Consider the following 25,900-nt stretch of genomic DNA (forward strand, 5'->3'; position numbering starts at 1 on the left):
AATTTGTCGGATTTTTAATTTAGAGAATATGAAAAACTTTATAATTATCACAGGAATATTTTTGGCAGCTTTCGCATGTCAGCCAAAAGAAAAAGCCGAGCAACAAGAAAAAACAGAAATCGCTAAACCAGACTCACCATCTTTCAATCCGGAAAATTCAGATGCAGAAGCTGTTACACTAGCAGATCAAGTATTAAAAGCGCACGGTGGAGAAGAAAACTGGGACAACACCCGATATATTGCTTGGAACTTTTTAGGCGCCCGAGATTTAGTTTGGGATAAATACACCGGAAATGTTCGCATTGATTTCCCAGGACAAAATGCTACTTATCTTATCAACATCAACGAAGACACCGGGAGGGTTAAAATAGGGGATAGAGAATTGACTAAAAATGATTCTTTAAATCAGTATATTAAGAGGGGTAAACAAATATGGGTAAACGATTCCTACTGGCTAGTTTTCCCCTATAAATTTAAAGATCCGGGTGTTCAATTAAAATATCTAGGGCTGGATACTACTTTAACAGGAAAAAATGCTGAAGTAATCAGCCTAAGTTTCGAAAAAGTTGGGTTCACGCCTCAAAACAAATACAATGCCTATATTGACCCTGAAACTCATTTAATTCTGCAATGGGACTACTACCAAAACGCGTCTGATAGTGCGGCAGCATTCAAAAGCGAATGGACGGACTATCAAGAATATGGCGGGATTTACCTATCATCTGGAAGGGGAGAGCGAAGCTTAGGAGACATTAAAGTCGCTCAAGAGTGGGATGATAAGATCTTTGAAGAATTTTAAATAAATAAAAAGGCTGGTAATAAAATATTATTAATGCTCTACACTAATTAAAATTAGCAAGAGTAAGCCAATGTATTGGAGTGCTAAAATAAGAAAGCCCACAATGACCTATTCATTGTGGGCTTTTCTTTAAAAATATTATTATTCCCTTACTCCTTCAAAATAGCTCTACTAATCACTAATTTCTGAATCTCAGAAGTTCCTTCACCTATCGTACAAAGTTTAGAATCTCTGTAGTACTTCTCTACAGGATAGTCTTTTGTATATCCGTATCCTCCGAAAATCTGCACTGCTTCAACTGAGTTTTTCACCGCTACTTCAGATGCATAATACTTTGCCATAGCGGACTCTTTGTTTACGCTTTTTCCTTTATTCTTTAGGTCTGCTGCTTGGAAAGTGAGCAATTTTGCGCCTTCCAATTCGGTAGCCATATCTGCCAATTTAAAGGCAATACCTTGAAAACTTGATATAGGCTGGTTGAACTGATGTCTTTCTTTACTGTAGGCTAAAGCCGCTTCATAAGCACCTTCAGCAATGCCTAAAGATAATGCTGCGATAGAAATTCGACCACCATCTAAAACCTTCATTGACTGAATGAAGCCTTCGCCAACATTTCCTAACATATTATCTTTATGAACCCGGCAATCTTCGAAAATCATCTCGGCTGTTTCAGACAACCGCATTCCTAATTTATTCTCTTTTCTGCCTCCTTTAAAACCTTCTGTTCCTCTTTCTACCACAAAAGCAGTCATGCCATGAGAATCTCCTGTCTCTCCAGTTCTTACAATCACAACAGCTACATCACCAGATTTACCGTGAGTAATCCAGTTTTTAGCACCATTAATTACCCAATAATCGCCATCCTGAACGGCAGTAGTTTTCATGTTTCCTGCATCTGAACCTGTATTAGGTTCAGTCAAACCCCATGCTCCAATCCATTCGGCCGTGGCGAGCTTTGGTAACCACCTTTTCTTCTGCTCATCATTGGCAAATTGCAGAATATGGCCCGTACATAATGAATTATGCGCGGCCATTGACAAACCGATGGAAGGATCCACCTTGGCTAATTCCAAAATAGCCGTTACATATTCTTCATAACCAAAACCAGATCCGCCATACTCTTGAGGAACTAAAACGCCCATCAATCCTAAGCCACCTAGCTTTTTCATTACGTCAATAGGGAAGTGTTGCTCTTCGTCCCATTGATCTCTATGAGGGGTGATTTCTTTAGCCCCGAAATCGCGCACCATTTGGGCAATCATTTCTTGATTTTCATTCAATCCAAAATCCATAAATATCTGTTATTAGTCGTTTCCTGAAATAAGTGCAAATATAGCTTAAAATAGCCAAACTACCCAACTAACATTCGTTAGGGCAAAAAGGTTGAGGTGAAGCGGAAAAAACCTAGAAGAAAGGATTCCAAAATCAAAAAACGAGCCTCCACCTAAATGCCCATCGCCACACTAATCTGTATTTACTGATTTCTGCATGTTCCAAAATATCCTCCCAATCCTTTCGAGTGAAAGCTCGCCAAACGGAAAGGCAAGCATCATTTTTTACCATACTAGATTTACTTAAAAACTTTGTAATCCATTTGATGGAGTAGTAGGCAAAAGGGTGTCGATGCAAATCGTTAATGATCACTTTATCTGACTGCTTTCGAAACTGCCCCAATAGTTGGACTAAATCAACTTTCGAAAAATGGTGAAGAAAAAGTGTACAAGTCATTACATCAAACTTTCTGTTTTTGAAGCTTTCCGAAAAAATATTCTCTGCATAAAATGATATCTCTGGGAAATCTTTACAATGTTTCTTCGCATACGCAACTACGTTAGGGTTGGCATCAAAACCATGCAATTCAACTTTGATGTTTTGTTTCCTTGACCACTTAGCGATTTTGAGTAACATTTCGCCACTGCCACAGCCTAAGTCAGCAATTAGCCAGTTTTTCTGTGGCTGCGTTTTGAAAACTTTCTTTATTGCTTTTAATGTAACCGCATTCCCCCCTAGCAAATGATTGATAATATCTAGCTCCTTTAATGCACGATACAAGGAAGGGCTATTATCTGATAAATCATCCATGATCTCAGCTTCTTCTGATCGATAAGATAAATCAACTTTTCTCATTTCTCTACACGCTCCAAGAGCATACTTTCCATAGTTAATCCTGGTCCAAATGCGAAACTTAAAACTTTGTCTTTGGGCTGAATCTTATCCCACATCTCATGTAAAACAAAAAGAACTGTAGGAGACGACATGTTTCCAAAATCTCTCAAAACCTTATAAGCTGAGGCATTAATTTCACTAGGTAGCTTCAGTCCCTTCTCTACTGCCTCTAAAATTCTTTTTCCACCAGGGTGAATAGCAAATTGATTAATATCTCGCAAAGTTAATTGAAGCTTGTTCATCAATTCCTCGCTTAACTTCGCTATATTCTGAGCGATTACTTCTGGGACATAGCTGCTCAACTTCATCTCAAAACCTAAACTACCGATACTCCAAGCCATTTCCTGTTCGGAATCATTTTCCACCACGCTCTTAAATGCCTTCATTTCCAGAGCCTGTTCTGTTTTCTCATTGCTGACCACCGCAGCTGAAGCACCATCTCCAAAAAGCGTGTTAGCCAATAAATTATCTTCAGAGTAATTAGCCTGAAAATGAATGGTACATAATTCCACACATAGTATCAAAACTTTAGCGTCCTTCTCTGATCGTGCGATATGATGAGCCGTTTTAAGTGCATTGAAAGCTGCAAAACATCCCATAAACTGTATCGATGTTCTTTCAATATCTGCATTTAAACCAGCTTTTTTAATGAGTTGAATGTCGAGTCCCGGGGCGAACATACCAGTACAACTTACTGTAATTAAGTGAGTAAACTCATGCGCTTCGTATTTATGAAAAACTTTTGCCAGACTTTTTATGGCCAAAGGCAGTGCATGTTTTTCAAATAACTGCATACGCTCTGGTGTATTAGGAATGGCCTTGCCGTTATTTAATTGAGGATAAAACTTCCACTCCTTATCATCCGAAAATTGGTAGTCTGGAATGACAGTATGTCTTTTTTGAATTCCAGACATCCTAAAAACGGCCTTTAACTTACGGCTGTTTTCTTCGTTCAATTGCATGGCTTTTTGCATGAAGCCTGCTATATCATTTTGAGCAATGCTTATCTCCGGATTGGCAGGAGAAATCAGGTTGATGTATGGCATAAATTATTCTTGAATGACTATATTAAGCAAAAATTTTCAATTTTGTTCATGAAAAAAGCTATTCATATCCTTCAACATCTTAGGATTCCTTTTTCCTTCTTTTTATTACCTGTTTACATCTTTGCCTTAGGCATAAGTCCTAACATTGGTGCTGATAGAATTATCTTGACTTTCGTGATCTTGCACTTTTTGATATACCCGGCCAGTAACGCTTATAATTCTTATTTTGACAAGGATAAAGGCAGCATTGGATTACTAAAAAATCCACCGCCCGTTACAAAAGGATTATATTACACCAGTTTGATATTTGACTTTATCGGCATTGCTTTTGCCTGGCTGATTAGTATGGAGTTTGCGCTCTTGGTCTTCATCTACGGATTGGCATCAAAAGCCTATAGCCACCCAGGAATTCGATTAAAAAAGTATCCTCTTTTAGGATGGGTTGTAGCTGGTTTTTTCCAAGGTGTGTTTACTTTTTACATGGCTTATGTGGGCATCAACGATTTCAGCTGGGAAATTGCTTTAAAATGGAAAGTCATTTTACCAGGATTATTAACATCTGCTTTTTTATGGGGATCTTATCCAATGACTCAAATTTATCAGCACGATGAGGATTCCGAAAGAGGAGATCACACTCTTTCTATTTGGCTCGGGATAAAAGGAACGTTCTTATTTACCTTAATAGCATTCCTATTGGCCACCTTAGGTTTTGAATATTATTTTCTGAATTTTCATACTGAAAAAATGGCCATTGCTTTTTTAGCCTTCATGGCTCCAACAGTCTTGTATTTTCTTATTTGGTTTGGACTAGTCAATAGGAATCTAAAATTCGCAAATTTTGCATGGACTATGGGGCTGAATGTCATATCCGCTCTCTGTCTCAATGCTTTTTTTATTTATTTCTTTTTAGAAATAAGTCATATTGGACAATTGTAGTTGTTCTCTTAAAGTAGCGAGCAGTTTCACTTAGAAAAAACTATAAATCCTAATTGTAGATTAAGGCCTATGAAAAAGCTCGCTTGACCAGAAGTAAATTCAATACCTGGTTCAAGAGCTAAATCAATATTCATACGCTTAAAAAAGCTTCTCTGCCAGCCATAAGATAATTGTAAATCAAAAACCCCCGGCCCTTTGGGGTAATTTTCTGCATTGGTTAGAAAATATGAAGTATGGTAAAAGCTACCAGACAACCCAATATAGTTAGCAGCATTACTACTTACGTTTTTGTCGCTTGCTGCTCGTTTGGCAATATTATGGTAAAAGCGAGGCTGCACTTTTATTTGAGGTGTCAGGACATAATAGTTGTCAACATAATAAAAAGTACGAGTATATGTTCCTCCACCGAAACCTCCTAAAAGGCTTATGCTACTATACAAAGAAATATTCTGCTCTAACTTCTTTTCATAAGAAATGGCTAGTATTGATGGCAAAAGTGTTTCTACTTTTATTAAATTTTGAGCAACAGAAGCAGACTCCCCTTTTGCAATAGCTGAAGGTTTATCTTGTGCGTTTAAGTGAAAACCGCTAATAAAGAGTAATAGACTTAAAAGGATTGATAATCTCATTTTCTTGAAAGGTTAATAGTTGTAAAAATATAGGTTCATTTTCAATTTCAAATATGGTAAAAATAACTTAATCTTTAAGGGATTTTTAACAATTCTAAACATATGCCAATCTCTCCGTATAATAAAAGGTAACTTTAAAAAGATAATTATGAATATATTAGTAATAGGAGCAAACGGAAAAATAGGACAAAAAATTGTAAATAAAATTCATAGTAACTCCCCCCATGATGCCATAGCTATGGTCCGAGAGGAGTCTCAAAGAGATCAATTTGAAAAAAAAGGCATCAAAACTGTCATCGGTGATCTTGAAAAAGATTTCAGCCATGCATATGAAGGAAATAATGCCATAGTTTTTACGGCAGGAAGTGGAGGTCATACGGGTGATGACAAAACTAAAACCATTGATCAGCAGGGGGCTATTAAAGCGATAGACTTAGCAGTGCAGCATAAGTATATCCGTTTTATGATGGTAAGTGCATTTGGTGCAGATTTTCAACCGCCTGAATGGCCAAAAAATATGGCGGCTTATTACAATGCTAAATCTGCAGCTGATGATTATTTACAGCAAACGGGTTTAAATTATACTATTTTTAAGCCGGGCATGCTAACGGATGAAGAAGCTAAAGGTAAGGTTGACTTTGGCGAAAGAACAGATGAAAGAACCGGCTCAATTCCTCGATGGGATGTAGCTGATGTTATTGTCAAAAGTCTTGATGCTGAAAACACCTACAAAAAATCTCTAGAGTTGCTATCTGGACCCTATCAGGTTGATGAAGCAATAGAAAAAGTTTAATATTTTTTGCTTTTCCAAAGCTCAGTGCTTTGGAAAAGTTCCTCTTTCTTTCACGCTTCTTAAAGGAGAGAGCTGTAGCCTAATCTTAGCTCAAAACTTCGTGCAGAATCCTGAGAGATCTAATTTCCTTAAAAGAATGACTATGAATTTGATAGAAATGAATTAAGACTTTTAGCAATTGCTGTCTTTGCTCTCCTGTAATTTTTAGATGATACATCAAATCATTTGACAATAGTTCTTCCAATTTAACTAATTCATCTGGCCTTAATTTTATCTGATGATATTGGCCTACTTCATCCATTATTTCAACTGCACCGGATGGTTTAAATCCTAAATAAGAGGTTAATTGTGCCAAGAACTGCAAATGAAAATTAATATAGTTTTCCCTTGCTTGATCAAAATAGGCCAAGCTATCATGTATAAAACCAAACATTAGTGGGTTTTCGTCTTCTTCTCCACGTAGAATATGGTTCAAAAACTCTGCTAAGAAAATACCAATAGAAGATTTAATGATTTCATACGGAATGCTCCCATAGGGTGGGTTCACTTTGATTTCTGACATGCGGTTGATGCTGCTGTTGTTCTTCTTGTACACCACCAAATCCAATAGTGTCAAAGGCTGAAAAATGGCCATCTTATGTTTTGCTTTAGCTTTTCGAACTCCATTTTCAATATAGGATTGTATGCCAAATTTTTCTGTATATACCTGAATAATCAATGAGCTTTCCCCGTATTTAATATGACCTAGTACTATACCTTTTGTTTTATGCAACATAGCTTAGGGAAGTATAGCAAATTTTGTTCGGTAAGTTTCTGTGCCATCATCGTTTATGGAAAAAACTAAATATACTCCGCTTTTGGCTCTAAAACCCGAATAGTTAAGCAGATTCCAAGAAAACGTTCCTCCATTTGCTGTTCCTTTATGGATTAAATTTCCTGCAACATCCGTAATCATCACCTCATTATTGAAGGCTAAGCCTCGAATTGTAACGGTATTATCAGTGGCAAGTCGAACCGGGTTGGGAAAGACCTCCACATCAGTGTGGGCAGCTACAGCTCTAGTAGCATCCGTTCGATAAGAAAGAAATTGTGTTGACGATATCATAAATAGTTCTCCATTTAAGGGGTTAACTACCATTTGTTGTATGTCATTATCGATAATAGGACTGTTTGATCTGCGCAAGTGTAAAATATTTCGCTCAATATTTTCATCAAAAAGCCACAAACCATCGCGGGTACTCATCCATTTTCTATTACCGCCATCAATCGTGATATGATTCACAGGAATTCCATCAAATAGAAAAAACCCTTCAAATATAGGCTGAGATGCATCAACATTTTCCTGTAGCAATACCCCTTGAAAACGATTAAAAAAGGCAACTCCATTCTCAGTGCCTATCCATAGCTGACCACTTAAATCCAGTGCTAAATCGGTGATTTGATTATCGGGTAGGTTCCCGTTTCCCAAAATAGTGGTGAGCCTCCTTTCTTCTACATTTTCGGGGTTGAATACAAAAATTCCAGAATTAGTAGCCAAGTAGTGGTCGCCATTGGGTACGATTAAATAATCATATACCGGGGTACTACTGGGTAAATTCATTTCTACTATGCTCTGACTCTCTGGATTAAAAAGCCCATACAAACTATTAGTAGTTTTTATCAGTGACCAATAGCTACCTTGCGGACTTTCCGCCAAGCTTACCCATTCTCGAACAATTGAATCTCCTACACTTAATGGGGTAATGGTCTCTGTATTCCAGCTAAAAAGACCCTTTTCTCTGCTAAGAAAAATGCCATTACCAGACGATACGTCTAACGCAACATCATTAAAGATCGGTAATTTTTGACCATTTGCATCTTCTCCTGTATACTCCCACCTTCCATTTTCAAAAAATGAAAAGCCTACCACATTTTGCGACAAATGAAAAGTAAATTGCTCAATTTGATGGAGGCTAGCAGTTTCCCCTTTTGGTCCTTGAGGTCTTAAGCTTTCAACTGTGCCCTGCTTAAAGCGAAGGAGGCCTGAGTTTTCTTCTGCTAGAAAAAATTGTTCTTTAATAGCTGCAAAATCATTTATTTCACTGGCTCCCTCCAATAGAAAAGCTGATTCAAAACTGTTCCCAGCAAAATCAAAAAGCTGACTTCCTGCAGAAACGTAGAGCTGGTCATTGACTTTCTTTAACTGCTCAATAGCAATGCTGGGGTTAAAGATACGCTGCCATTCATCATTTTGAAATTGATAAATACTGTTATTATCTACCAAACCATAGAGATTTCCTTTGTAAAAGACAGTTTTCAAGAGCGCTGTACCTTCGCTGTTAATCGAATTTCTCTCCCATTTGCTGAAGTCCTTAAGGTTAATATTTTCTGATAAAGTTCCTGTTAATAGTCCTTCCGCTGTACTCAAGTAAAGTTTCTGGTTGTCTGTGCTAATCCCACTGATACTGATTCTTTCCCCATCTACACCTAGATCAAGAAAGGCATCAATTAATTCATTCTCAGCAATATTGTACAGCACTACTCCAAAATCTGTAGCCAAATAAACGAGTTCAGAAACTGCCACCGCTTGATTTATTGATTTATCGCCTCTTAGTTCTGATCTGAAAATCCCTTCAAAAGTGGTGATGTTTAGTTCGACATCCATCACATCCATTAAGCCATCTTCATAGCCAATAAGTAAAACATCATCTATCACTTGTAGCATGCTAATATTAATGCTGCTTAATCCATCAGTAGTGCTTAAAGTGTTCAGACTGCCATCTTCACTATCAAAATAAAAAAGGCCATTATTGGTCGCACAAAAAACTTTATTATTGAATTCTGCTGCTTTTTGCGCTGTTGAATAATCAGCATGATTTCTCCAACTGCCCATAGGAATATTTTGAGCCAATAGGCTGCTAGAAATGCAGAGAAGTAAAAAGAAAAGAGACTGTCTTAGCATAGTACTTTTAATGCGTTGAATTTTATTCTCAAATATAAGAACTCATAACGAAGATGTTATATTGTTTACCCCTCTAAGCCGAAAGCCAGCAGGAAAAATGGTCGAAATCTCCTTCGCCTCTTATTTTAATGCTATTTCATTTTATTAACTTCATGAAATAGGTATCCAGCTAATGGTTATATGATGAATTGCTCGCTGCATAGGTGATCGATGAAGATTTTCCTTCGGATACTAACTACAGGAGCGAACCTAAGAGCTGAAACATTTCCTACATCTTGGCTCATATTTGTCTTTCTCACCAAGCATTACTTTTTGAGTGTCTTGGCTCAGACGGTAGGAATAAGAGGCAATTCCTCCACACTTTACACAAATAGCATGAACTTTAGTTACGTATTCTGCGGTAGCCATCAGTTGCGGCATGGATCCAAACGCCTTTCCACTAAAATCCATATCCAAACCAGCGATAATTACACGCTTGCCTTGGTTGGCCAAAGTATTTACAACTGTTACAATCTCTTCATCAAAAAATTGTGCCTCATCTATACCAATTACTTCGGAATTATCAGAAAATAGTAATATATCCTCAGCAAAATCTACAGGCGTAGAACGTATTTTAGTCTTGTTATGGGAAACCACTTCTGATTCATCATAACGAGTGTCAATTTTTGGCTTGAAGATTTCTACTTTTTGCTTAGCAATAATTGCTCGATTTAATCTTCGTATTAATTCCTCCGTTTTTCCGCTGAACATAGAACCACAAATCAGTTCTATCCATCCCTTTCCTTTTCCGCCCTCTTCTCGTCCTATATGTGGTTCTACAAACATATGTTTAATTACTTTCTAGTATAGCCAAAACCTATCCGGCTTATCTATTTAAAAAATCCCATAAATATATACTCATCCTCCCTGTTTTCTTTCTGAAAACTGACAGCTTTAGCCTCAAAAAATGCTCAATCCGAATACTCCATATGCGGAAATTTGTTTTTGTTGGCTACTTTAATTTTAATATCACCAAAGACTACTGCCTGACATGCTAATCTTTCCTTTTCTCCTAATCGCTTTTGGTTTCTAAAGCGTTCTTCCGACTGCGTCACTGGAGCTAAATTCTCCATACCTTCCTCAATTATCATTTTACATGTTGTGCACCTCCCTTTTTTCCCACAGGCGTGCATCCAATCAATAAAGTTTTCGTGTATAATCTCTAACGCTCTTTTTTCTGTGCTATTAGTGTTTATCTTGCGATTATATAAGTTGGATATCTCAATTTCAGGCATAAGAGTAAATTACAAAAAAAGTAAATTAAATAATGGAGAGCAAATTAAATCATCAGGCGATTGATGCTTACAGCAAAGCTTTGGCCAAGCAATTGAGTCAATCTTTCTTTAGTAATTCATCTCACATCAGTGGAAAAGAGATCCTAGAGCTGAGTCCCAACAAACAAATTAATTTGATGGTACTCAAAAATCTTTTCAAAAAGTGGAAAAAAGAAAACGCAAAGTTACAAAGCCCTTATTTTGACTATCGTAGTGATGGAGTGAAAAAAGCCATGAAAGAATTCATGAATACGCTCTCACGTCATATATATGTTAAAAAAGAACATTTCGAACCTTTATTAAAAGAATCTATCAAAGATAGCATTTTGTTGGCTTTCTCTCCCTATGATTTCTACTCGAAAGAAATTAATCAGAGAGATGACAGCAGGCTGCGCTTGTCCGATTTGAAAGACCTAAAAAAATATATTAAAGTCAACAATTTTTTACTCGATGGCTTAATTGAACATTTTGAATCGCATAAAGAAGATATCGTTTTCAATGATATGGCTTTTGAGATGTTCAATGAGGTGTGTAGCAATTCTGAAGAACAGCCTGACGACATACAGCCTCTTCTGATTGAATTTTCAAAAACTTTACCGCTATCATTAGCCGACATTTATCTTGAAGAAGAAAAAGAGGAAACGGGAATACTAAATGAAAGTCTTCAGAGCACAAAAGGTCAAACCCTTGCAGATAAGCTTTCAAAAAGTGGTGGAAAAAGCATTATGAAAATGCTGACCCTAAATCAACGGTTTATGTTTGTAAATGAGTTATTTGAAGGTAATCAGAACCTTTTTCTTTCTGCTGTAGAACAAATCGATGCAATGGCTAACTATAAAGAAGCTGCTGCACACATAAAAAAATCATTTGCTGATAAATACGACTGGGATATGGAAACTGAAGAAGTCCAAGAGTTTATGGAACTGCTTGAAAAGAGGTTTGGAAATTAAGAACTCAATAAGATATTTTAAAAGATCACTTTTTTTCAAAACAATCTCTACTAATTTTGCATTATGTTTAATAAATCTAAATAAAATGAAGAGAGTACTTTCCCTTTCAATTCTTTTTGTCTTTTTACTTTCTTGCCAATCGAAGGATGAAGTCACCACTGAGGATGTTGTAAAAAATTATTCTACGATCGCTTACTCAAATTACACAGATGCTCATTCGCATGCAGTAGCCTTAAAAAATGATATCAGTAATTTCATTGATAATCCCAGCCAGACGGGACTTTCCAAAGCCAAGCAAGCGTGGCTTTTAGCAAGAGAAAGTTATGGTCAAACAGAAGCATTCCGCTTTTATGGTGGGCCAATAGATGGTGAAGATGGGCCTGAAGGGCAGTTAAATGCTTGGCCACTAGATGAAGCTTACATTGATTATGTTTCTTCTGAGGGATCTAACAATGCCAATATTATCAATAGTCCTGAGCAATTCCCTGAAATTACTGCTGAATTCATTGCTTCTATGAATGAGCGAGGAAGCGAAGTTAATGTTAGTGCAGGTTACCATGCAATCGAGTTTTTACTTTGGGGTCAAGATTTGAGTGAGGGGCCTGGTGCAGGTCAAAGAAAGTATACGGATTACGTTGAAGGGGAAAAAGCTACCGCCAAGAATGCTGATCGAAGAAAAAAATATCTCTTAGAAACAGTCAATCTCCTTCTAGAGGATTTGAAATCAGTAATGCAAGAATGGGAGCCTAACAAACAAAATTATAGAGCAAAATTCACTTCAAATCCCGACCAGTCAATTGAAAAAATTGTATCGGGTCTCGGTAAATTAAGCAAAGGAGAATTAGCTGGAGAGCGGATGTTTGTTGCATATGATCTACAGTCGAAAGAAGATGAGCATTCTTGCTTTAGTGATAATACACATCGAGATATCGCGGCTAATGCAAAAGGAATTCAAAATGTTTTTTTAGGAAATTATGAATCATTCACAACAGACGAAAGAATTAACGGTCCTAGCATATATGATCTGCTGAAACAAAAAGATAAAACCCTGGCAGAAGAAATCAAAGAAACAATATCCACAGGAGTTGTAGAAAGTAAAGCGATAGAAGCACCTTTCGACCAACAAATAAAAAATGAGGCGGGTAGAAAACAAATCGCTAAAACAATCAGCTTATTTAGAAAACAAGGAGATTTATTAGCGGCAGCGGCCAATAAATTTGGATTCAAGTTTGACCCAACAGCCATTTAAATGATAAATCTATAGTGATAATCAAGAAAAAAAATCGAAGGATAGTCCATTTTTTATTTTCTTTTTTAGATGTCTGACGTAAATAGAATTTGAAAATGCACAATCTACTTTCAAGCATTTTTCTTTTAGGAACATTCTTGCTCCTTTCCTGTAATAATAAGGAAACCTATCAGGCTGTAAATGAATCCGCGCTTTATCCTGGAGGTGCGGCCACTACTGATGATTTTTCAGTAAATGCTTTTGGTCATGCCGCCCCCAATATATCAGATGACAAGCAAATGCAATTCGTAACAGGCAACGCCTTCTTCAAACGAAATTGGGTAACAGCACCTTCCTCTACAGCTGATTTGGATGGATTAGGAGCTCTTTTCAATGCCAAATCTTGTTCAAGTTGCCATTTTTTGGATGGTAAAGGAGAACCCGGTTTTGAAAAAGGGCAATCTTCTGCTTTACTCTTTAGACTAAGTATTGCTGATGACAATGGCCAAACAAGAGCCGAGCCTAACTATGGAAATCAATTTAACCATCTTGCAATATTAGGGGTAAAAGAAGAGGGGCAAGTTGAAATCGCATATGAAGAGATTAATGGACAATACCCTGACGGACAATCGTATTCTCTTCGAAAACCAACCTACACATTTACCCAATTAAATTACGGAGATATGCAGGATAACGTGATGGTCTCCCCTCGTGTAGCCCCTCATATTATTGGTTTAGGTTTACTAGAAGCTATAGAGATAAATGATATTTTATCATTAGCTGATCCCCATGATAGGGATAGTAACGGAGTTTCCGGAAAACCTAACTATGTGAAAAATATGATAAACGACAGTGTGGAATTGGGTCGGTTTGGATGGAAAGCTAATGAACCTACAGTAAAACAACAGGTGGCTGCTGCATTTCAAGGCGATATGGGGTTAAGTACTTCTCTTTTTCCTGAAGAAAATGAGACTAAAGCACAAGCTAAGTTTATCAAAACTCCAACAGGAGGAAACCCTGAAGTAACGGATGATGTTTTAGAGCGCATTACGCTTTATTCACAAGTTTTAGCAGTTCCGAAGAGAAGGAATAGCGAAGATAAAAATACTTTAAGAGGCGAAAAATTATTTTCAGAAATAGGTTGTGATCAGTGCCATGTTACTTCCTTCACCACAGGTAAACATCCTAACATTCCAGAGTTTAGCAATCAAAAAATATACCCTTACACAGACTTACTCTTGCATGATATGGGTCAAGCACTAAGCGATAACCGACCTGATGGAATTGCTACAGGCAGAGAGTGGAGAACCGCTCCACTGTGGGGAATTGGTTTAGTGCAAACTGTAAATGGTCACACTACTTTGTTACATGACGGGAGAGCCCGTAATGTAGAAGAAGCTATTTTGTGGCATGGTGGTGAGTCTGAACATTCTAAAAAAGAATTCAAAGAACTATCTAAAATAGATAGAAGCAATTTGATCAACTTTGTAAACTCATTATAAAATGAAATTAATCAGTATCCTGTCCTTTGTGTTTTTTGTTCTCTTTAGCTCCTGCAATTCTACTGGAAATGAAGGCTTTGAAAAAGAAGAAATGCTAAAAAATATAGCTGAAAACCTAGCAATTCCTTCTTACGAGCAAAGCTTGAAAAGCTTTCAACAGCTGCAAGAACTTTTATTGCAAGTTGAAAAAGGTCCTAATACTGAAAATCTTCATGAGCTACGAAATTCTTGGAAATCTGCAGCACTGAAATGGTCTAAAACTGCACCATACAGATTTGGACCAATCGATGAACTGTTGATTGAAAATAATTTCTATTATTATCCTATAGATACTGTAAAAGTTAAGCAGGCAATCTCCAGCTTTAATAATCAAAAGAACTCCGTTGAAAGACTGGGAAGTAATGTACAAGGGTTAGGTGCAATTGAGTATATCTTATTTCAATCTGAACAGCCAACTAAAGAAGAATTAGCCTATTGCGGCTTGCTGTCTGACCATTTAGTGAAGCTCAATCAACAAGTCTTAGATCAGTGGATCAATGAGTATTCTAAATCCTTTGTTAGTAATACTGGAAGCGATATTGGATCAAGTTTAAGTAAATTGACTAACCAATGGATAGAGGTTATTGATTACATCAAAGGAGATGAAGTGGGTAGGCCCGCTGGTAAAACCAGTGGAATTGAAAAGAACGTCTACAATCTTCATGCCCCCTACAGTCAAATTTCTTTGAAAATTATCCATGCTAAACTAAGTGCTCTTCAGCTATCCTTTAATGGAGATACTAAGAAAGGTGTAGACGACTATCTAGATCATTTAGACATCAAATTGTCTGATAATATTCCACTTCAGGACAAAATCAATGAGCAAATCAACACTTTGCTAGCAAATAGTAATCAAGAAGAACCCTTAACTCAATTAATACTTGAGGGATCAAAGGAAGTGGACCAAATCTACCTTCAGTCTTTAAATCTCAGTATCATATTTAAAACGGAGTTAATGGGTCAGCTAGGATTAGTAACGACTTTTAGTGACAGCGATGGAGATTGATTAGCGGGTTAGTACCTGCATTCTATGCGCATCCAGTTTCACCAATACAAAAAGCAAGATTGTAAAAGACCAAAGGGAAGAACCTCCATAACTAAAGAAGGGTAGAGGTATACCTGCTACTGGAAAGAGCCCTATTGTCATACCTATATTGATACCAAAGTGGAAAAAGAATATCCCCGCCACAGCATAGCCATAAATTCTGGCGAAATTTGACTTCTGTCGTTCTGCTAAAAAGATAATCCTGACCATTAAAACCAAAAACAATACAATCAGGACGAAGCTCCCGGCCCACCCGTGTTCCTCGCCAATTGTGCAGAATATAAAATCTGTACTCTGCTCCGGCACGAAGTCAAATTTAGTTTGAGTTCCTTCCAAAAACCCCTTTCCAAATGTGCCGCCCGAGCCAATGGCAATTTTTGATTGTGTAACATTCCAACCATATCCTAGTGGATCCGCATCAGGATTAACCAAGGCTTTCAAGCGATTTTGCTGATGGGGCTTCAAAACATCAGAAATCACATAATCAACACTTTGAATTACACCGATTACTACAACACCCACAAGTATGGTAATACCAATATTTTTTAATCGTTTATTGTTAATAACAATAATGATTGTGGCTAACATGATCACCCCAATTGTTAGATATAGTTGGTCCACTAACAAGGTTAAAATAAAGATCACTGCAGCTGATAAGCCGGTTATTACGTAAAAAGATGGAAGCCCTTCTCTATAATAAACTATAATAAAGCTTATAAAAACCATGGCCGTGCCGACATCTCCCTGTAGCACAATTAGACTTAAAGGAACAAGTACAAACAGAGATGATTTTATCTGTTCTGTAAATCTGTCAAGACGAACATTTCTGCTACTAAAATACTTTGCAACAGCAAGAGCGGTAGCAAATTTGCCAAATTCTGAAGGCTGCAGTCTAAAGGAACCAATAGTGAACCAGGACTGATTACCAGCGATTTCCGTTCCGAGGGGAGTTAAAACCAAAATGAGCAAAACGATAATAAGAGCAAATATGTAGTAGGCAAAGGACTCAAAGAATTTAGAATCCAAAATCATAATTGCAATGATAATAATCAATGAGCCTGCAATAAAGGCAAGTTGCTTTCCCGAATTCAGGTCTAAACTGAAAATATTCTGCGATTCTTCAGCATCATATACTACCGCATAAATGTTTAACCATCCTAATATTACCAGAATGAAAAACACTGTAATTATCAGCCAGTCTACTCTATTCCAAATGCTATCCTGTCTTCTCATAAATTATTCAAATAAGCTTTGGTCATCACATAATTTTCAACCCAAACTCTGTTGGAAGCTACTTCTCCTTTTATATATTTCTCTATTAATAATCCCGTTATGGCTGCGGCAACTCCTCCTCCCCAACCTGCATTCTCTACATAAACAGAAATAGCTATTTGAGGATTTTCTTTGGGAGCAAAGGCCATAAATGCTGAATGATCAAAGCTATTCTTATTCTGAACAGTTCCTGTTTTTCCAGCTATTTGTATATCTTTCACCCTTGCGACTCTAGCAGTCCCGTCAACAATTTCTCCCATAGCATCCACCACAGTAGTGAAATGAACAGAATCGATTCCGGTCTCCTGCCTATCATACTGAATTTTATAATAGGAGTCTGGTGTATCGATCCCCTTAACCATATGAGGACGAATATAGTGACCTCTATTTGCCAATATCGAAGCTAAATTAGCTACTTGCAAAGGAGTTGTTAATAATTCTCCCTCTCCAATGCTTAGTGAATAAATGGTGTAGAAATTCCAATGATCTTTCTGATAGTAATAATCATAATACCCAGGATCTGGCACTAATCCTGTACTTTCATTGGGGATATCAATTCCCAACCTTCTGCCGAAACCAAAATCACTTAAATAATTATTCCAAGTGGTCAATCCAACTCTTGCGTCCTTATTCATCCCTTCTACCTTTCCTTGCTGAACTATTCTTTTAAAGGTTTGGTAAAAGTACGGGTTACATGAATATTTAATGGCATCGTGTAAATCGGCATTTGTATGAGAACCATGACAATTAATTATACCTCTATTACAGACAATCCGAGTGGACGGAACCACCACACCCTCCTGTAAAGCAATTAAAGATTGAACCAATTTAAATACAGAACCTGGTCGGTATTGCGCCATTATCGGTCTATTGAACAAAGGTTTTAAGGTATCTTTATTTAATTCACTAAAGTTTTTACCATAGTTTCTCCCTGCTAAAAGATTGGGATCGTACGACGGACTGTTCACAAATGCCAAAATCTCACCTGTTGATGGTTCTATTGCTACTATGCTTCCAACCTTATCATCCATGAGGTATTCCGCATATTTTTGCAAGTCCAAATCTATTGTTGAAATCAAATTATTACCGGGCACAGATAATGTATCAAACTTTCCGTCATTAAATGACCCCTTTTCTATTCCTCTGACATTTACTAATTTGTATTTTACCCCTCTCTTTCCGCGCAGTTCTTCTTCGTAGGCTGCTTCAATACCCGAAATCCCAATAAAGTCGCCCTGCTTATAATAATTGGTAGTGTCTCTTTGCAATTGTCTTTTACTTACTTCTCCAATGTAGCCTAGTCCGTTAGCCAAAATTGGTTCAGGATACTTTCTTACCGTCCGGGCAACAGGGTAAAACCCTTTATATTCAACTAGGCGCGTTTGAATTTTAGCGAATTCTTCATTGCTTAATTGAGGATAAAACAAAGATTGTTTAATGTAAGAATACTGTTTTGCTTTTTGAGTTTTGGCCGTAAATTCTTCTTCCGTGATATTTAATAAATTACAAAAAGCAGCTGTATCAGGCACTTCGACTTCCTTGGGAACTACCATGATATCATAGACAGGAGTATTATGGACGATGATTTTATTATTTCTATCCAGAATTAGTCCTCTATAGGGATATTGCACTACCTTATTAATCACATTATTTTCAGCCGCCAATTTATAACGACTATCCATCACCTGAATAGAAAATAATTTTCCTAAGAATACTATTCCCACTACGACAATTAATACTTGAATGATGTATTTCCTGTTTTCTATCATGAAAACCTACCTTTTGAGTAAAACAGATACTGTAAAATCACTAACACAAAAACTGTTAATAAAGTGCTCATGAATACTTTAGAAATCACATAAAAAAACATATGAAAACCTCCTGCCTCAATAAAAAAGACTACTGCCAAGTGCAAAAACAGTAAAGGCATTGCATAAGCCAGGAACCAAGACAAACTTAAATCCTTTACAGCAGGACTCTCCACGTTTTCATAACCTCCCCTTGGAGTAATTGCATTTAACCAAATTGGGCGAAGAAACGCGATTAAGGTCATAGCTGCCATGTGAGTACCTAAACTATTATAAAAAACATCGATAATGAAGCCCGTTAAAAATCCTAAGAGCAAAATATTATTTCGAGAAATTCCAAGCGGAAGCAACAGCAAAAAGCCTACGTAAACGAAACAGAATGCTCGATTGTACAAGACAAAGTTTTGCGCAAACAATATTTGAGATGCCACAAAAAGTATCCAAATCAATATCTGTTTGAAATTATTACTACTGTTCATATTCTTTTTGCAGTTCTTGTTCTAAAGAATCCTTTTCTTGCTTCAGTTTATTACCGATGACATATACGTAATCTAAACTGAAAAAATCAGCAGAAAGAGCCACTTCTATGTCATAAAAAGTAGCTTCCTCGTCTATCTCCACACTTTTAACCGTTCCAAGTTTTACACCTTCCGGGAATATAGCATCATATCCTGAACTCACCACTTGCATACCTTCTTGCACCTTAATATGACGAGGTACATACTCTAACGATATTTGGGTTGGGTCTTCTCCTGACCATTTAGCTGTACAAAGCGTCTCCGTTTCATCTATTAATACCGAGACTAATAAGCTACTGTGCAATGCAGAATAAGCAGTAGAGAAATTAGTGGATACACTTTTAATTTTTCCAATAATACCGTTTGGATTTACTACACCCATTCCTTCTTTAATCCCGTCCTTGCTACCAACATCTAGAGTGAAGTAGTTTCTAAACCGGTGAACAGAATTATTCACTACTTTTCCAGTAATGAATTCATATTGGCCAGAAAGTTGTAATGGGATGTCTGTGGAATCTACCTCCACAGTAAGGCTGTCGACAGCCAAACGATTTCGAAGTAGCTCATTCTCCTCTACTAGGTTCTGATTAACCTTTGCCAATTGAAAATAATCTTGGACTGCCTGCCTATTTTCATAAACATTACCTGCAATAGCACTGGAGCTATTAAAATAGGATGCACTGATATAGTCATTGTGATTGACTACGAACCAGCCACTAACTACTTCCAATAACAAAAAGATAAAGAAAGCCCGATACTGATAAATAAACTGAAATAACCTACGCATTTACCTTTAGGGTTACAGGCAAAAAAATAAACCGCTTTAAAAAGGAAAAAGGAATGCCTTCTATAGGATTCCCTTTTCCAAAAATATTTTGTATTAAATAATTCATTTAACTCATTAATACTGCTTTGTAATGATTTAAATTTTTCAAAGCAATTCCTGTTCCACGAACTACCGCTCTCAACGGATCATCCGCCACATGTATCGGAAGCTTTGTTTTTAGTGCCAGTCTTTTATCAAGTCCTCTTAATAAAGCACCACCACCAGTTAAATGAATTCCATTATCGTAAATGTCCGCAGAGAGTTCGGGCGGTGAAATCTCCAAAGCCTTAAGCACGGCTTCTTCAATTTTGGACACTGACTTATCAATCGCAAATGCAATCTCAGAATAAGACACTTTAATTACTTTCGGAATTCCAGTCATTAAATCACGACCACGGATTTCATAATCTTCGGGTCCATCATCTAGTTCTGTTAAAGCTGCCCCAACTTCTATTTTGATTTTTTCCGCAGAACGTTCTCCTATTAATAGGTTATGCTGCCTACGCATATAATCTAAAATATCTTTTGTGAACGTGTCACCTGCTACTCGAATAGATTGGTCACAAACGATACCTGATAATGCTATGACTGCAATCTCTGTTGTTCCTCCACCTATATCAACCACCATAGATCCGACCGGTTGCTCAATATCAACGCCAATACCGATACTGGCTGCGATAGGCTCATGTATCATGTAGACTTCTTTAGCACCTGCGTGCTCAGCTGAATCTCGAACGGCTCGTTTCTCCACTTCAGTAATACCAGAAGGAATACAAATTACCATTCTATGAGATGATGGCATAAAACTTCTTTTTCCACCATCAATCATTTTTATCATGCCACGAATCATATGCTCCGCAGCATGGAAATCGGCAATTACCCCATCCTTCAAAGGACGAATGGTCTTAATGTTCTCGTGGGTTTTCTCATGCATCTGCATGGCTTGGCGCCCAATGGCCAATACTTTGTTAGTAGCTTTATCAATGGCAATGATGGAAGGTTCATCCACCACTATTTTGTCTTTATGAATAATTAAGGTATTGGCTGTACCCAAATCGATGGCTATGTCACTTGAAAAGAAATCAAATATCCCCATGGATGTTCGTGTATATTATTTTAAAAATTATCGCTTTGGAAATTTACAAATTACTTTGATAAATTAAGCGGTTCAACGAAAATATTTCCAGATTTATCTAAAGATTAACTTTTAATGTTTAAAATGTCTTATACCTGTGGTCACCATTTTCATCTTATGAGCATCGCAATAATCAATGCTGTCTTGGTCTTTGATAGAACCGCCCGGCTGAATAACCGCTGAAATGCCTGCTTGATCTGCAATTTCAACGCAATCAGGAAAAGGGAAGAACGCATCAGATGCCATAACAGAACCCTTCAAATCAAAACCGAAAACCTTGGCTTTTTCAATCGCTTGCTTTAAGGCATCTACTCTTGAAGTTTGACCCACTCCACTTGCCAACAACTGTCCGTTATTAGCTAAAACAATCGTATTAGATTTTGTGTGTTTGCAAACTTTAGAAGCAAACAATAGCGCCTTCTCCTCCTCGGCTGTCGGTGCTTCTTTGGTCACCACTTTCAAATCTGATTGGTTGTCAGTATGCAAATCTCTATCTTGCTCTATTACACCATTCAACAAACTTTTGAACTGCTTCTTTGTGGAAAGCTTAGTTTTCTTTTTGAGCAAAATTCGGTTTTTCTTTCCTTTCAGAACTTCTAAAGCTTCGGTAGAAAAATCAGGGGCAATTAAAATTTCAAAAAACAAAGAATGCATCTCTTCCGCTGATGCTTTATCTACTTTTTCATTGGTAATTAAAACGCCTCCAAAAGCCGAAAGCGTATCTGCTGCAAAAGCTTTTTTATAGGCTTCTTTTACGGTATTGCCCAAAGCCATACCGCAAGCATTGGTATGTTTCAAAATCGCAAAAGCAGTTTCGCCTTCAAACTCTTCAATTAAAGAAACCGCTGCATCCACATCCACCAAATTGTTATATGAAAGTTCTTTACCATTCAGTTGGTCAAAAAGCTCATCTAAACTCCCAAAGAAAACACCTTCTTGATGCGGGTTTTCACCATAGCGCAAAGTTTTGTTTTCCTCGATGCTATGCTTAAAACCTTTTATCGAATCACCTTCATTGAAATAATTGAAAATTGCAGTATCATAGTGAGAAGAAACATTGAAAGCATGCGCTGCAAAAGCTTTTCTGTCTTTTAAATCTGTACTTCCATCTTTTTCTTCTAATACTTTTTCCAAATCAGCATATTGGTTTTGCGATGCAACAATCACAACATCCTTAAAATTCTTAGCCGCTGCCCTGATTAAAGAGATTCCTCCTATATCAATTTTTTCTATTATATCCTGTTCGCTTGCTCCAGAAGCTAGGGTTTGCTCAAAAGGGTATAAATCTACAATCACTAGGTCAATTTCTGGAATGTCATATTCCTGTAATTGTGCTTTGTCCGACTCCAGTTCTCTCCTGCCTAAAATTCCACCAAATACTTTAGGGTGCAAGGTTTTTACTCTTCCTCCCAAGATTGAAGGATAGCTGGTTAAATCTTCAACAGCCGTAACTTCGGCTCCTTGTTCTTCAATAAACTTTTGGGTGCCTCCCGTACTGTATATTTTTACCCCCTTATCTTTCAATAATTCAATGATCGGTTCTAAATTATCTTTGTGGAAAACAGAAATGAGTGCAGATTGGATTTTTTTGACTGACATTTTTACTAAGAATTAATTTGCTGCAAAAGTAATTGATTAAAAGCTTTTTCGCCCACCCTTTGAAGATTTTATAGTCTCAGTTTTAAATTTTTTTCAGATTATGGTCATTTTTCTAATCTTTCATTCTCTAAATCTGTTAATGTTTGGAGCGCAAAATAATTTTCGCTTAAAATTTATAAAGCAAATTGAATGTCATTCTTTGAGCAAATAATAGCTAAAATTTTTCCGAAAGAGAAAAAAAATATGATTCTCACCAATGAGGTTTTGAAAAGAAGTCAACAGGAGTTTAATTCTTATGAAGATTGGTATGCTTCTGACGTAAGTGGAAAAATATTAGAAAAAATTTTTAGAGCCTATCATCTAAAGAAGACAGACATCAAAGACCCCATTCCGATTGCTCTTTTGCAAAGTGATAAAGCCAATGGCTTTGCTGTAGCCAATTGTAGTAGTTTACTTGACTCAGATTACAAAATGCTCTTAGAGCACTTCAAAAAGCAGATTTTAGCAATTGGTTACAGACAATCCGGCTCTAACAGGAAAGTGACAGCTGAACAAGATCGGGTAACAACTAAGGAATTCTATTATTTAAAGCCTCCTATTCAAATGGAGCCTCCCATCGATCAGCGATATGGTAATATCAGCATAGAATTAATCCTCCATGATGATAAACCTTACTATTTAAAGCTTACCGCTAGCGTTTATTCTGATCGCTTGTACTCTGAACCTGAAAGTTTTTCTGATCTAGTTGAAAAGCTTTTTGAAAAAGCGGATTAATTGCCTTTAATTATTCTCCACAAACTCCTCAATAATTTTAGGGAAATGCTGATGCTCTAGCTGCTGCACTTTTGCAGATAATTGCTTCGCCCCCATTTGTGGAGAAATATCACATTTTGCTTGAAAAATTATGCGTCCCTCATCATAGTTTTCATTCACTATATGAATGGTAATACCACTTTCCGTCTCTTTATTTAAGATGACTGATTCGTGCACGTGGTTTCCATACATTCCTTTTCCTCCATATTTTGGCAAAAGGGCCGGATGAATATTGATAATCTTGTCGGGATATTGAGCAACGATATCTGGGGCAATTTTAAGTAAAAATCCCGCTAAAACGATATAATCAACCTCTTTTGATTTTAAATACTGCAGAAGAAAAGATGGATGCTCAAAATCTTCTTTAGAAAAGTATTTCGAAGGGACATGTGCTTTTTCAGCTCTTTCTATTGCTCCAGCATTTTCATTATTTGTTATAACACAAGCAATATTAATCGCCTTGTGGTTTTTAAAATAATGAATGATTTTTTCAGCATTGCTCCCGGAGCCGGATGCTAAAATAGCTATATTCTTAGGATCGGTCATGATTTAATCAATTCCTTCCTCTTTAATATCGTTTCCACAAATTTCTTCTCGTTTTCAGTTTTAAATACTTTGTAGGGGAGGTAGACAAACTGCGCTTTGGAAAGCACAAAGGTAAATGCGTTTTTGCCTACTTTGGCTGATTTTATTTGATCCCACTTTATAGGCATGCCTTGTTTGGCATTGAGTTTTATTAATATTTGTTGAGAGCTAATCTCATATGAGAGGCGTTCAAACAATATTTTGTATTGATCCAGCTGCGTGACACCTGCAAATTGAATCACCCAGAATAGGAAATACAATAATAAGGCAATAAAAGAACCAATGAACCACCAGATATTGGGAATCCATGCGTAACCGGAACAAATCGCAAGTGCGATTAAAAACACCCACCATTGCTCTTTTACAATGTTTTTCAATCCGGTTTTGATGTATGTGCCGTTATCCAGCTTATATTTTTTTGTTTTAACTAGCATTTCTGCAATTCAATTTTCTTAAGTAAATTATAACTAACCCCTGATCGGGAATGCAAATATATCTGATTTTTATGGTTTCAAGAAACGGCTTTCAAACTGATGTCTAAACTTTTATAAGAATGGGTCAATGCGCCCACCGATATAAAGGTAACTCCTGTTTCTGCAATAGGCACAATCGTTTCTTCGGTTATACCTCCTGAGGCTTCTGTTTGACTTTGATCGCCTATAATTTCCACCGCCTCACTCATCATTTCAACCGACATATTATCTAACATGATCACGTCTACACCTCCAACAGCAAGAGCCTCTTTTACTTCTTCGAGATTTCGAGTTTCTACTTCAATTCTTAAATCGAGATTCTTCTCTTCAAGATATTTCCTTGTTGAAGTAACTGCTGCTGTAATTCCTCCGGCAAAATCATTGTGATTATCTTTTAACATAATCATATCGAATAATCCAAAGCGATGATTTTGACCTCCACCAATTTGAACAGCCCATTTTTCTGCAATTCGGAAGTTTGGCGTGGTTTTTCTGGTATCCAATAATTTAGTGGGAGTATGCGCAATCATTTTGTTGAGATTATGAGTGTAAGTGGCTATTCCACTCATCCTTTGCAAACAGTTTAAAACTAATCTTTCTGCTGTTAAGATGGATGATGCTTCCCCATGCACTTTCAAACCGATATCTCCGTTTTTAACAGCCTCTCCGTCTTTTTTGAAAACTTCTAATTTTAAATCCTTATCCACTGCTTTGAATATATGCTCTGCCATTTCCACTCCTGCCAAAATCCCATCGTCTTTAATGATTAATTGAGCTGTATTTAGCGTTCCTTTAGGAATAGAGGCTAAAGAAGAGTGGTCCCCATCACGGATATCTTCTTCTAAGGCACTTTTAATAAAATGATTAATATTCTCTTCGGTTAAATATTGATAAGCCAACAGTTATGTGTTTTTGTGATTACCCAAAGTTACAGTCCTATCCGCATTTATAATACAATCATGATTAATAATTTTTGAAACCTTTCTTGGAATAGGTCTCCTATAATTACAATGAAATAAAAAAGCTACCTCTTGCGAAATAGCTTTTGTGGAGCATATCGGAGTCCGCTAGCTAGCGGATGACCTTCCCGTTACTTCGCATCGGGACGCTCTAGCCAGCTAAACTAATACCTTCTTCACTATTTTATAATTAGATTTTCAATATATTTTCTGCTCTTCTTTTTCTTAATCTCTAATTCACGCTTAACCGCTAAACTTCTACTTTCATAACGCTCTATAAAAACCAATTCCCATGGCTTACATCTAATCGTATATTTTCCTCCTCTCCCTGAATTATGCTCCTCTACTCTTCTCTCCACATCATCTGAATGTCCAACATAATATCTATCGCACTTTTCCGAATAAATTATGTAAACGGAATATTTCATAATATTGGGTTTGGTTGAAACTAAAAAAGCTACCTCTTGCGAAGTAGCTTTTGTGGAGCATATCGGAGTCGAACCGATGACCTCTACGCTGCCAGCG

General features: G+C 37.0%; 26 protein-coding genes. 8 read left to right on the top strand and 18 right to left on the bottom strand.

The features are described from left to right. The first annotated feature begins 28 nt into the window (after window positions 1-28). Window positions 29-799: a hypothetical protein gene (locus B9Y84_RS15145; protein ID WP_085518235.1), complete on the top strand. Its 771-nt coding sequence runs from the start codon at window positions 29-31 to the stop codon at window positions 797-799. 149 nt (window positions 800-948) lie between these two features. Here the strand turns inward: B9Y84_RS15145 and B9Y84_RS15150 are convergent, their stop codons facing one another. The 3 genes from B9Y84_RS15150 to B9Y84_RS15160 form a co-directional block, all read right to left on the bottom strand. After that, on the bottom strand, window positions 949-2,091 hold the full coding sequence (locus tag B9Y84_RS15150) for an acyl-CoA dehydrogenase family protein (RefSeq protein WP_085518236.1): 1,143 nt from the start codon (window positions 2,089-2,091) through the stop codon (window positions 949-951). 133 nt (window positions 2,092-2,224) lie between these two features. Continuing rightward, a complete protein-coding gene (locus B9Y84_RS15155; RefSeq protein WP_085518237.1) occupies window positions 2,225-2,926 on the bottom strand; it encodes a methyltransferase domain-containing protein in 702 nt (233 codons plus the stop codon). Next, a complete protein-coding gene (locus B9Y84_RS15160) occupies window positions 2,923-4,011 on the bottom strand; it encodes a type III polyketide synthase (RefSeq protein WP_085518238.1) in 1,089 nt (362 codons plus the stop codon). The genes B9Y84_RS15155 and B9Y84_RS15160 overlap by 4 nt, the downstream gene beginning before the upstream one ends. A 48-nt stretch (window positions 4,012-4,059) precedes the next feature. Between B9Y84_RS15160 and B9Y84_RS15165 the strand changes: the two genes are divergently transcribed. After that, window positions 4,060-4,947: a UbiA family prenyltransferase gene (locus B9Y84_RS15165; RefSeq protein ID WP_085518239.1), complete on the top strand. Its 888-nt coding sequence runs from the start codon at window positions 4,060-4,062 to the stop codon at window positions 4,945-4,947. 26 nt (window positions 4,948-4,973) lie between these two features. On the opposite strand, the gene B9Y84_RS15170 is transcribed toward B9Y84_RS15165, so the two are convergent. Then, window positions 4,974-5,576: a hypothetical protein gene (locus B9Y84_RS15170; protein WP_085518240.1), complete on the bottom strand. Its 603-nt coding sequence runs from the start codon at window positions 5,574-5,576 to the stop codon at window positions 4,974-4,976. A gap of 148 nt (window positions 5,577-5,724) precedes the next feature. Between B9Y84_RS15170 and B9Y84_RS15175 the strand changes: the two genes are divergently transcribed. Further along, window positions 5,725-6,369 carry an SDR family oxidoreductase gene (locus tag B9Y84_RS15175; RefSeq protein WP_085518241.1) on the top strand — a complete coding sequence of 215 codons (645 nt, stop codon included), beginning with the start codon at window positions 5,725-5,727 and terminating at the stop codon, window positions 6,367-6,369. Between the two features lie 85 nt (window positions 6,370-6,454). Here B9Y84_RS15175 and recO read toward each other — a convergent pair whose 3' ends face one another. The 4 genes from recO to B9Y84_RS15195 form a co-directional block, all read right to left on the bottom strand. Then, window positions 6,455-7,144 carry a DNA repair protein RecO gene (gene recO, locus B9Y84_RS15180; protein ID WP_085518242.1) on the bottom strand — a complete coding sequence of 230 codons (690 nt, stop codon included), beginning with the start codon at window positions 7,142-7,144 and terminating at the stop codon, window positions 6,455-6,457. Between the two features lie 3 nt (window positions 7,145-7,147). Then, on the bottom strand, window positions 7,148-9,310 hold the full coding sequence (porZ, locus tag B9Y84_RS15185) for a type IX secretion system anionic LPS delivery protein PorZ (RefSeq protein WP_139828057.1): 2,163 nt from the start codon (window positions 9,308-9,310) through the stop codon (window positions 7,148-7,150). Between the two features lie 249 nt (window positions 9,311-9,559). Then, on the bottom strand, window positions 9,560-10,135 hold the full coding sequence (locus tag B9Y84_RS15190) for a thymidine kinase (RefSeq protein WP_085518244.1): 576 nt from the start codon (window positions 10,133-10,135) through the stop codon (window positions 9,560-9,562). Window positions 10,136-10,260: 125 nt separating this feature from the next. Then, entirely contained in the window at window positions 10,261-10,584 is a 324-nt protein-coding gene (locus B9Y84_RS15195; RefSeq protein WP_085518245.1) for a 2Fe-2S iron-sulfur cluster-binding protein, read from the bottom strand. Window positions 10,585-10,616: 32 nt separating this feature from the next. Between B9Y84_RS15195 and B9Y84_RS15200 the strand changes: the two genes are divergently transcribed. From B9Y84_RS15200 to B9Y84_RS15215, 4 genes are all read left to right on the top strand, one after another. Then, window positions 10,617-11,573 carry a hypothetical protein gene (locus tag B9Y84_RS15200; protein ID WP_085518246.1) on the top strand — a complete coding sequence of 319 codons (957 nt, stop codon included), beginning with the start codon at window positions 10,617-10,619 and terminating at the stop codon, window positions 11,571-11,573. An 85-nt stretch (window positions 11,574-11,658) separates the two neighbouring features. Further along, the gene (locus tag B9Y84_RS15205; RefSeq protein ID WP_085518247.1) at window positions 11,659-12,822 is read left to right on the top strand and encodes an imelysin family protein; all 1,164 of its coding nucleotides are present in this window, start codon (window positions 11,659-11,661) and stop codon (window positions 12,820-12,822) included. Between the two features lie 95 nt (window positions 12,823-12,917). After that, window positions 12,918-14,303 carry a di-heme oxidoreductase family protein gene (locus tag B9Y84_RS15210; protein WP_085518248.1) on the top strand — a complete coding sequence of 462 codons (1,386 nt, stop codon included), beginning with the start codon at window positions 12,918-12,920 and terminating at the stop codon, window positions 14,301-14,303. Between the two features lies 1 nt (window position 14,304). Then, window positions 14,305-15,348, top strand: a complete 1,044-nt coding sequence (locus tag B9Y84_RS15215) for an imelysin family protein (RefSeq protein ID WP_085518249.1) — start codon at window positions 14,305-14,307, stop codon at window positions 15,346-15,348. Here the strand turns inward: B9Y84_RS15215 and rodA are convergent, their stop codons facing one another. The 6 genes from rodA to purH form a co-directional block, all read right to left on the bottom strand. Beyond that, window positions 15,349-16,620: a rod shape-determining protein RodA gene (rodA, locus tag B9Y84_RS15220; protein ID WP_085518250.1), complete on the bottom strand. Its 1,272-nt coding sequence runs from the start codon at window positions 16,618-16,620 to the stop codon at window positions 15,349-15,351. Further along, on the bottom strand, window positions 16,617-18,428 hold the full coding sequence (gene mrdA / locus B9Y84_RS15225; RefSeq protein ID WP_085518251.1) for a penicillin-binding protein 2: 1,812 nt from the start codon (window positions 18,426-18,428) through the stop codon (window positions 16,617-16,619). Before mrdA ends, rodA begins: the two co-directional genes overlap by 4 nt. Next, the gene (locus B9Y84_RS15230; protein WP_085518252.1) at window positions 18,425-18,946 is read right to left on the bottom strand and encodes a hypothetical protein; all 522 of its coding nucleotides are present in this window, start codon (window positions 18,944-18,946) and stop codon (window positions 18,425-18,427) included. The genes mrdA and B9Y84_RS15230 overlap by 4 nt, the downstream gene beginning before the upstream one ends. After that, window positions 18,936-19,772, bottom strand: coding sequence for a rod shape-determining protein MreC (mreC, locus tag B9Y84_RS15235; RefSeq protein WP_085518253.1), 837 nt, complete (start codon window positions 19,770-19,772; stop codon window positions 18,936-18,938). Before mreC ends, B9Y84_RS15230 begins: the two co-directional genes overlap by 11 nt. A 106-nt stretch (window positions 19,773-19,878) precedes the next feature. Then, a complete protein-coding gene (locus B9Y84_RS15240; protein WP_013454378.1) occupies window positions 19,879-20,907 on the bottom strand; it encodes a rod shape-determining protein in 1,029 nt (342 codons plus the stop codon). Between the two features lie 111 nt (window positions 20,908-21,018). Further along, window positions 21,019-22,545 carry a bifunctional phosphoribosylaminoimidazolecarboxamide formyltransferase/IMP cyclohydrolase gene (purH, locus tag B9Y84_RS15245; protein WP_085518254.1) on the bottom strand — a complete coding sequence of 509 codons (1,527 nt, stop codon included), beginning with the start codon at window positions 22,543-22,545 and terminating at the stop codon, window positions 21,019-21,021. A 189-nt stretch (window positions 22,546-22,734) separates the two neighbouring features. Here purH and B9Y84_RS15250 point away from each other — a divergent pair, with 189 nt between their 5' ends. Beyond that, window positions 22,735-23,319 carry a hypothetical protein gene (locus tag B9Y84_RS15250; protein ID WP_085518255.1) on the top strand — a complete coding sequence of 195 codons (585 nt, stop codon included), beginning with the start codon at window positions 22,735-22,737 and terminating at the stop codon, window positions 23,317-23,319. 6 nt (window positions 23,320-23,325) lie between these two features. On the opposite strand, the gene purN is transcribed toward B9Y84_RS15250, so the two are convergent. The 4 genes from purN to B9Y84_RS15270 form a co-directional block, all read right to left on the bottom strand. After that, complete coding sequence (gene purN, locus B9Y84_RS15255; RefSeq protein WP_085518256.1) at window positions 23,326-23,904, bottom strand: phosphoribosylglycinamide formyltransferase; 579 nt, start codon at window positions 23,902-23,904, stop codon at window positions 23,326-23,328. Continuing rightward, on the bottom strand, window positions 23,901-24,377 hold the full coding sequence (locus B9Y84_RS15260) for a YcxB family protein (RefSeq protein WP_085518257.1): 477 nt from the start codon (window positions 24,375-24,377) through the stop codon (window positions 23,901-23,903). The genes purN and B9Y84_RS15260 overlap by 4 nt, the downstream gene beginning before the upstream one ends. Window positions 24,378-24,454: 77 nt before the next feature. Then, entirely contained in the window at window positions 24,455-25,315 is an 861-nt protein-coding gene (gene nadC / locus B9Y84_RS15265; RefSeq protein WP_085518258.1) for a carboxylating nicotinate-nucleotide diphosphorylase, read from the bottom strand. A 239-nt stretch (window positions 25,316-25,554) separates the two neighbouring features. Continuing rightward, window positions 25,555-25,900 (bottom strand): GIY-YIG nuclease family protein (locus B9Y84_RS15270; protein ID WP_245830872.1); only part of this gene is annotated, 346 nt, incomplete at its 5' end.

Origin of the sequence: Marivirga sericea, from assembly GCF_900177665.1 — a bacterium.
Classification (GTDB): Bacteria; Bacteroidota; Bacteroidia; order Cytophagales; family Cyclobacteriaceae; genus Marivirga; species Marivirga sericea.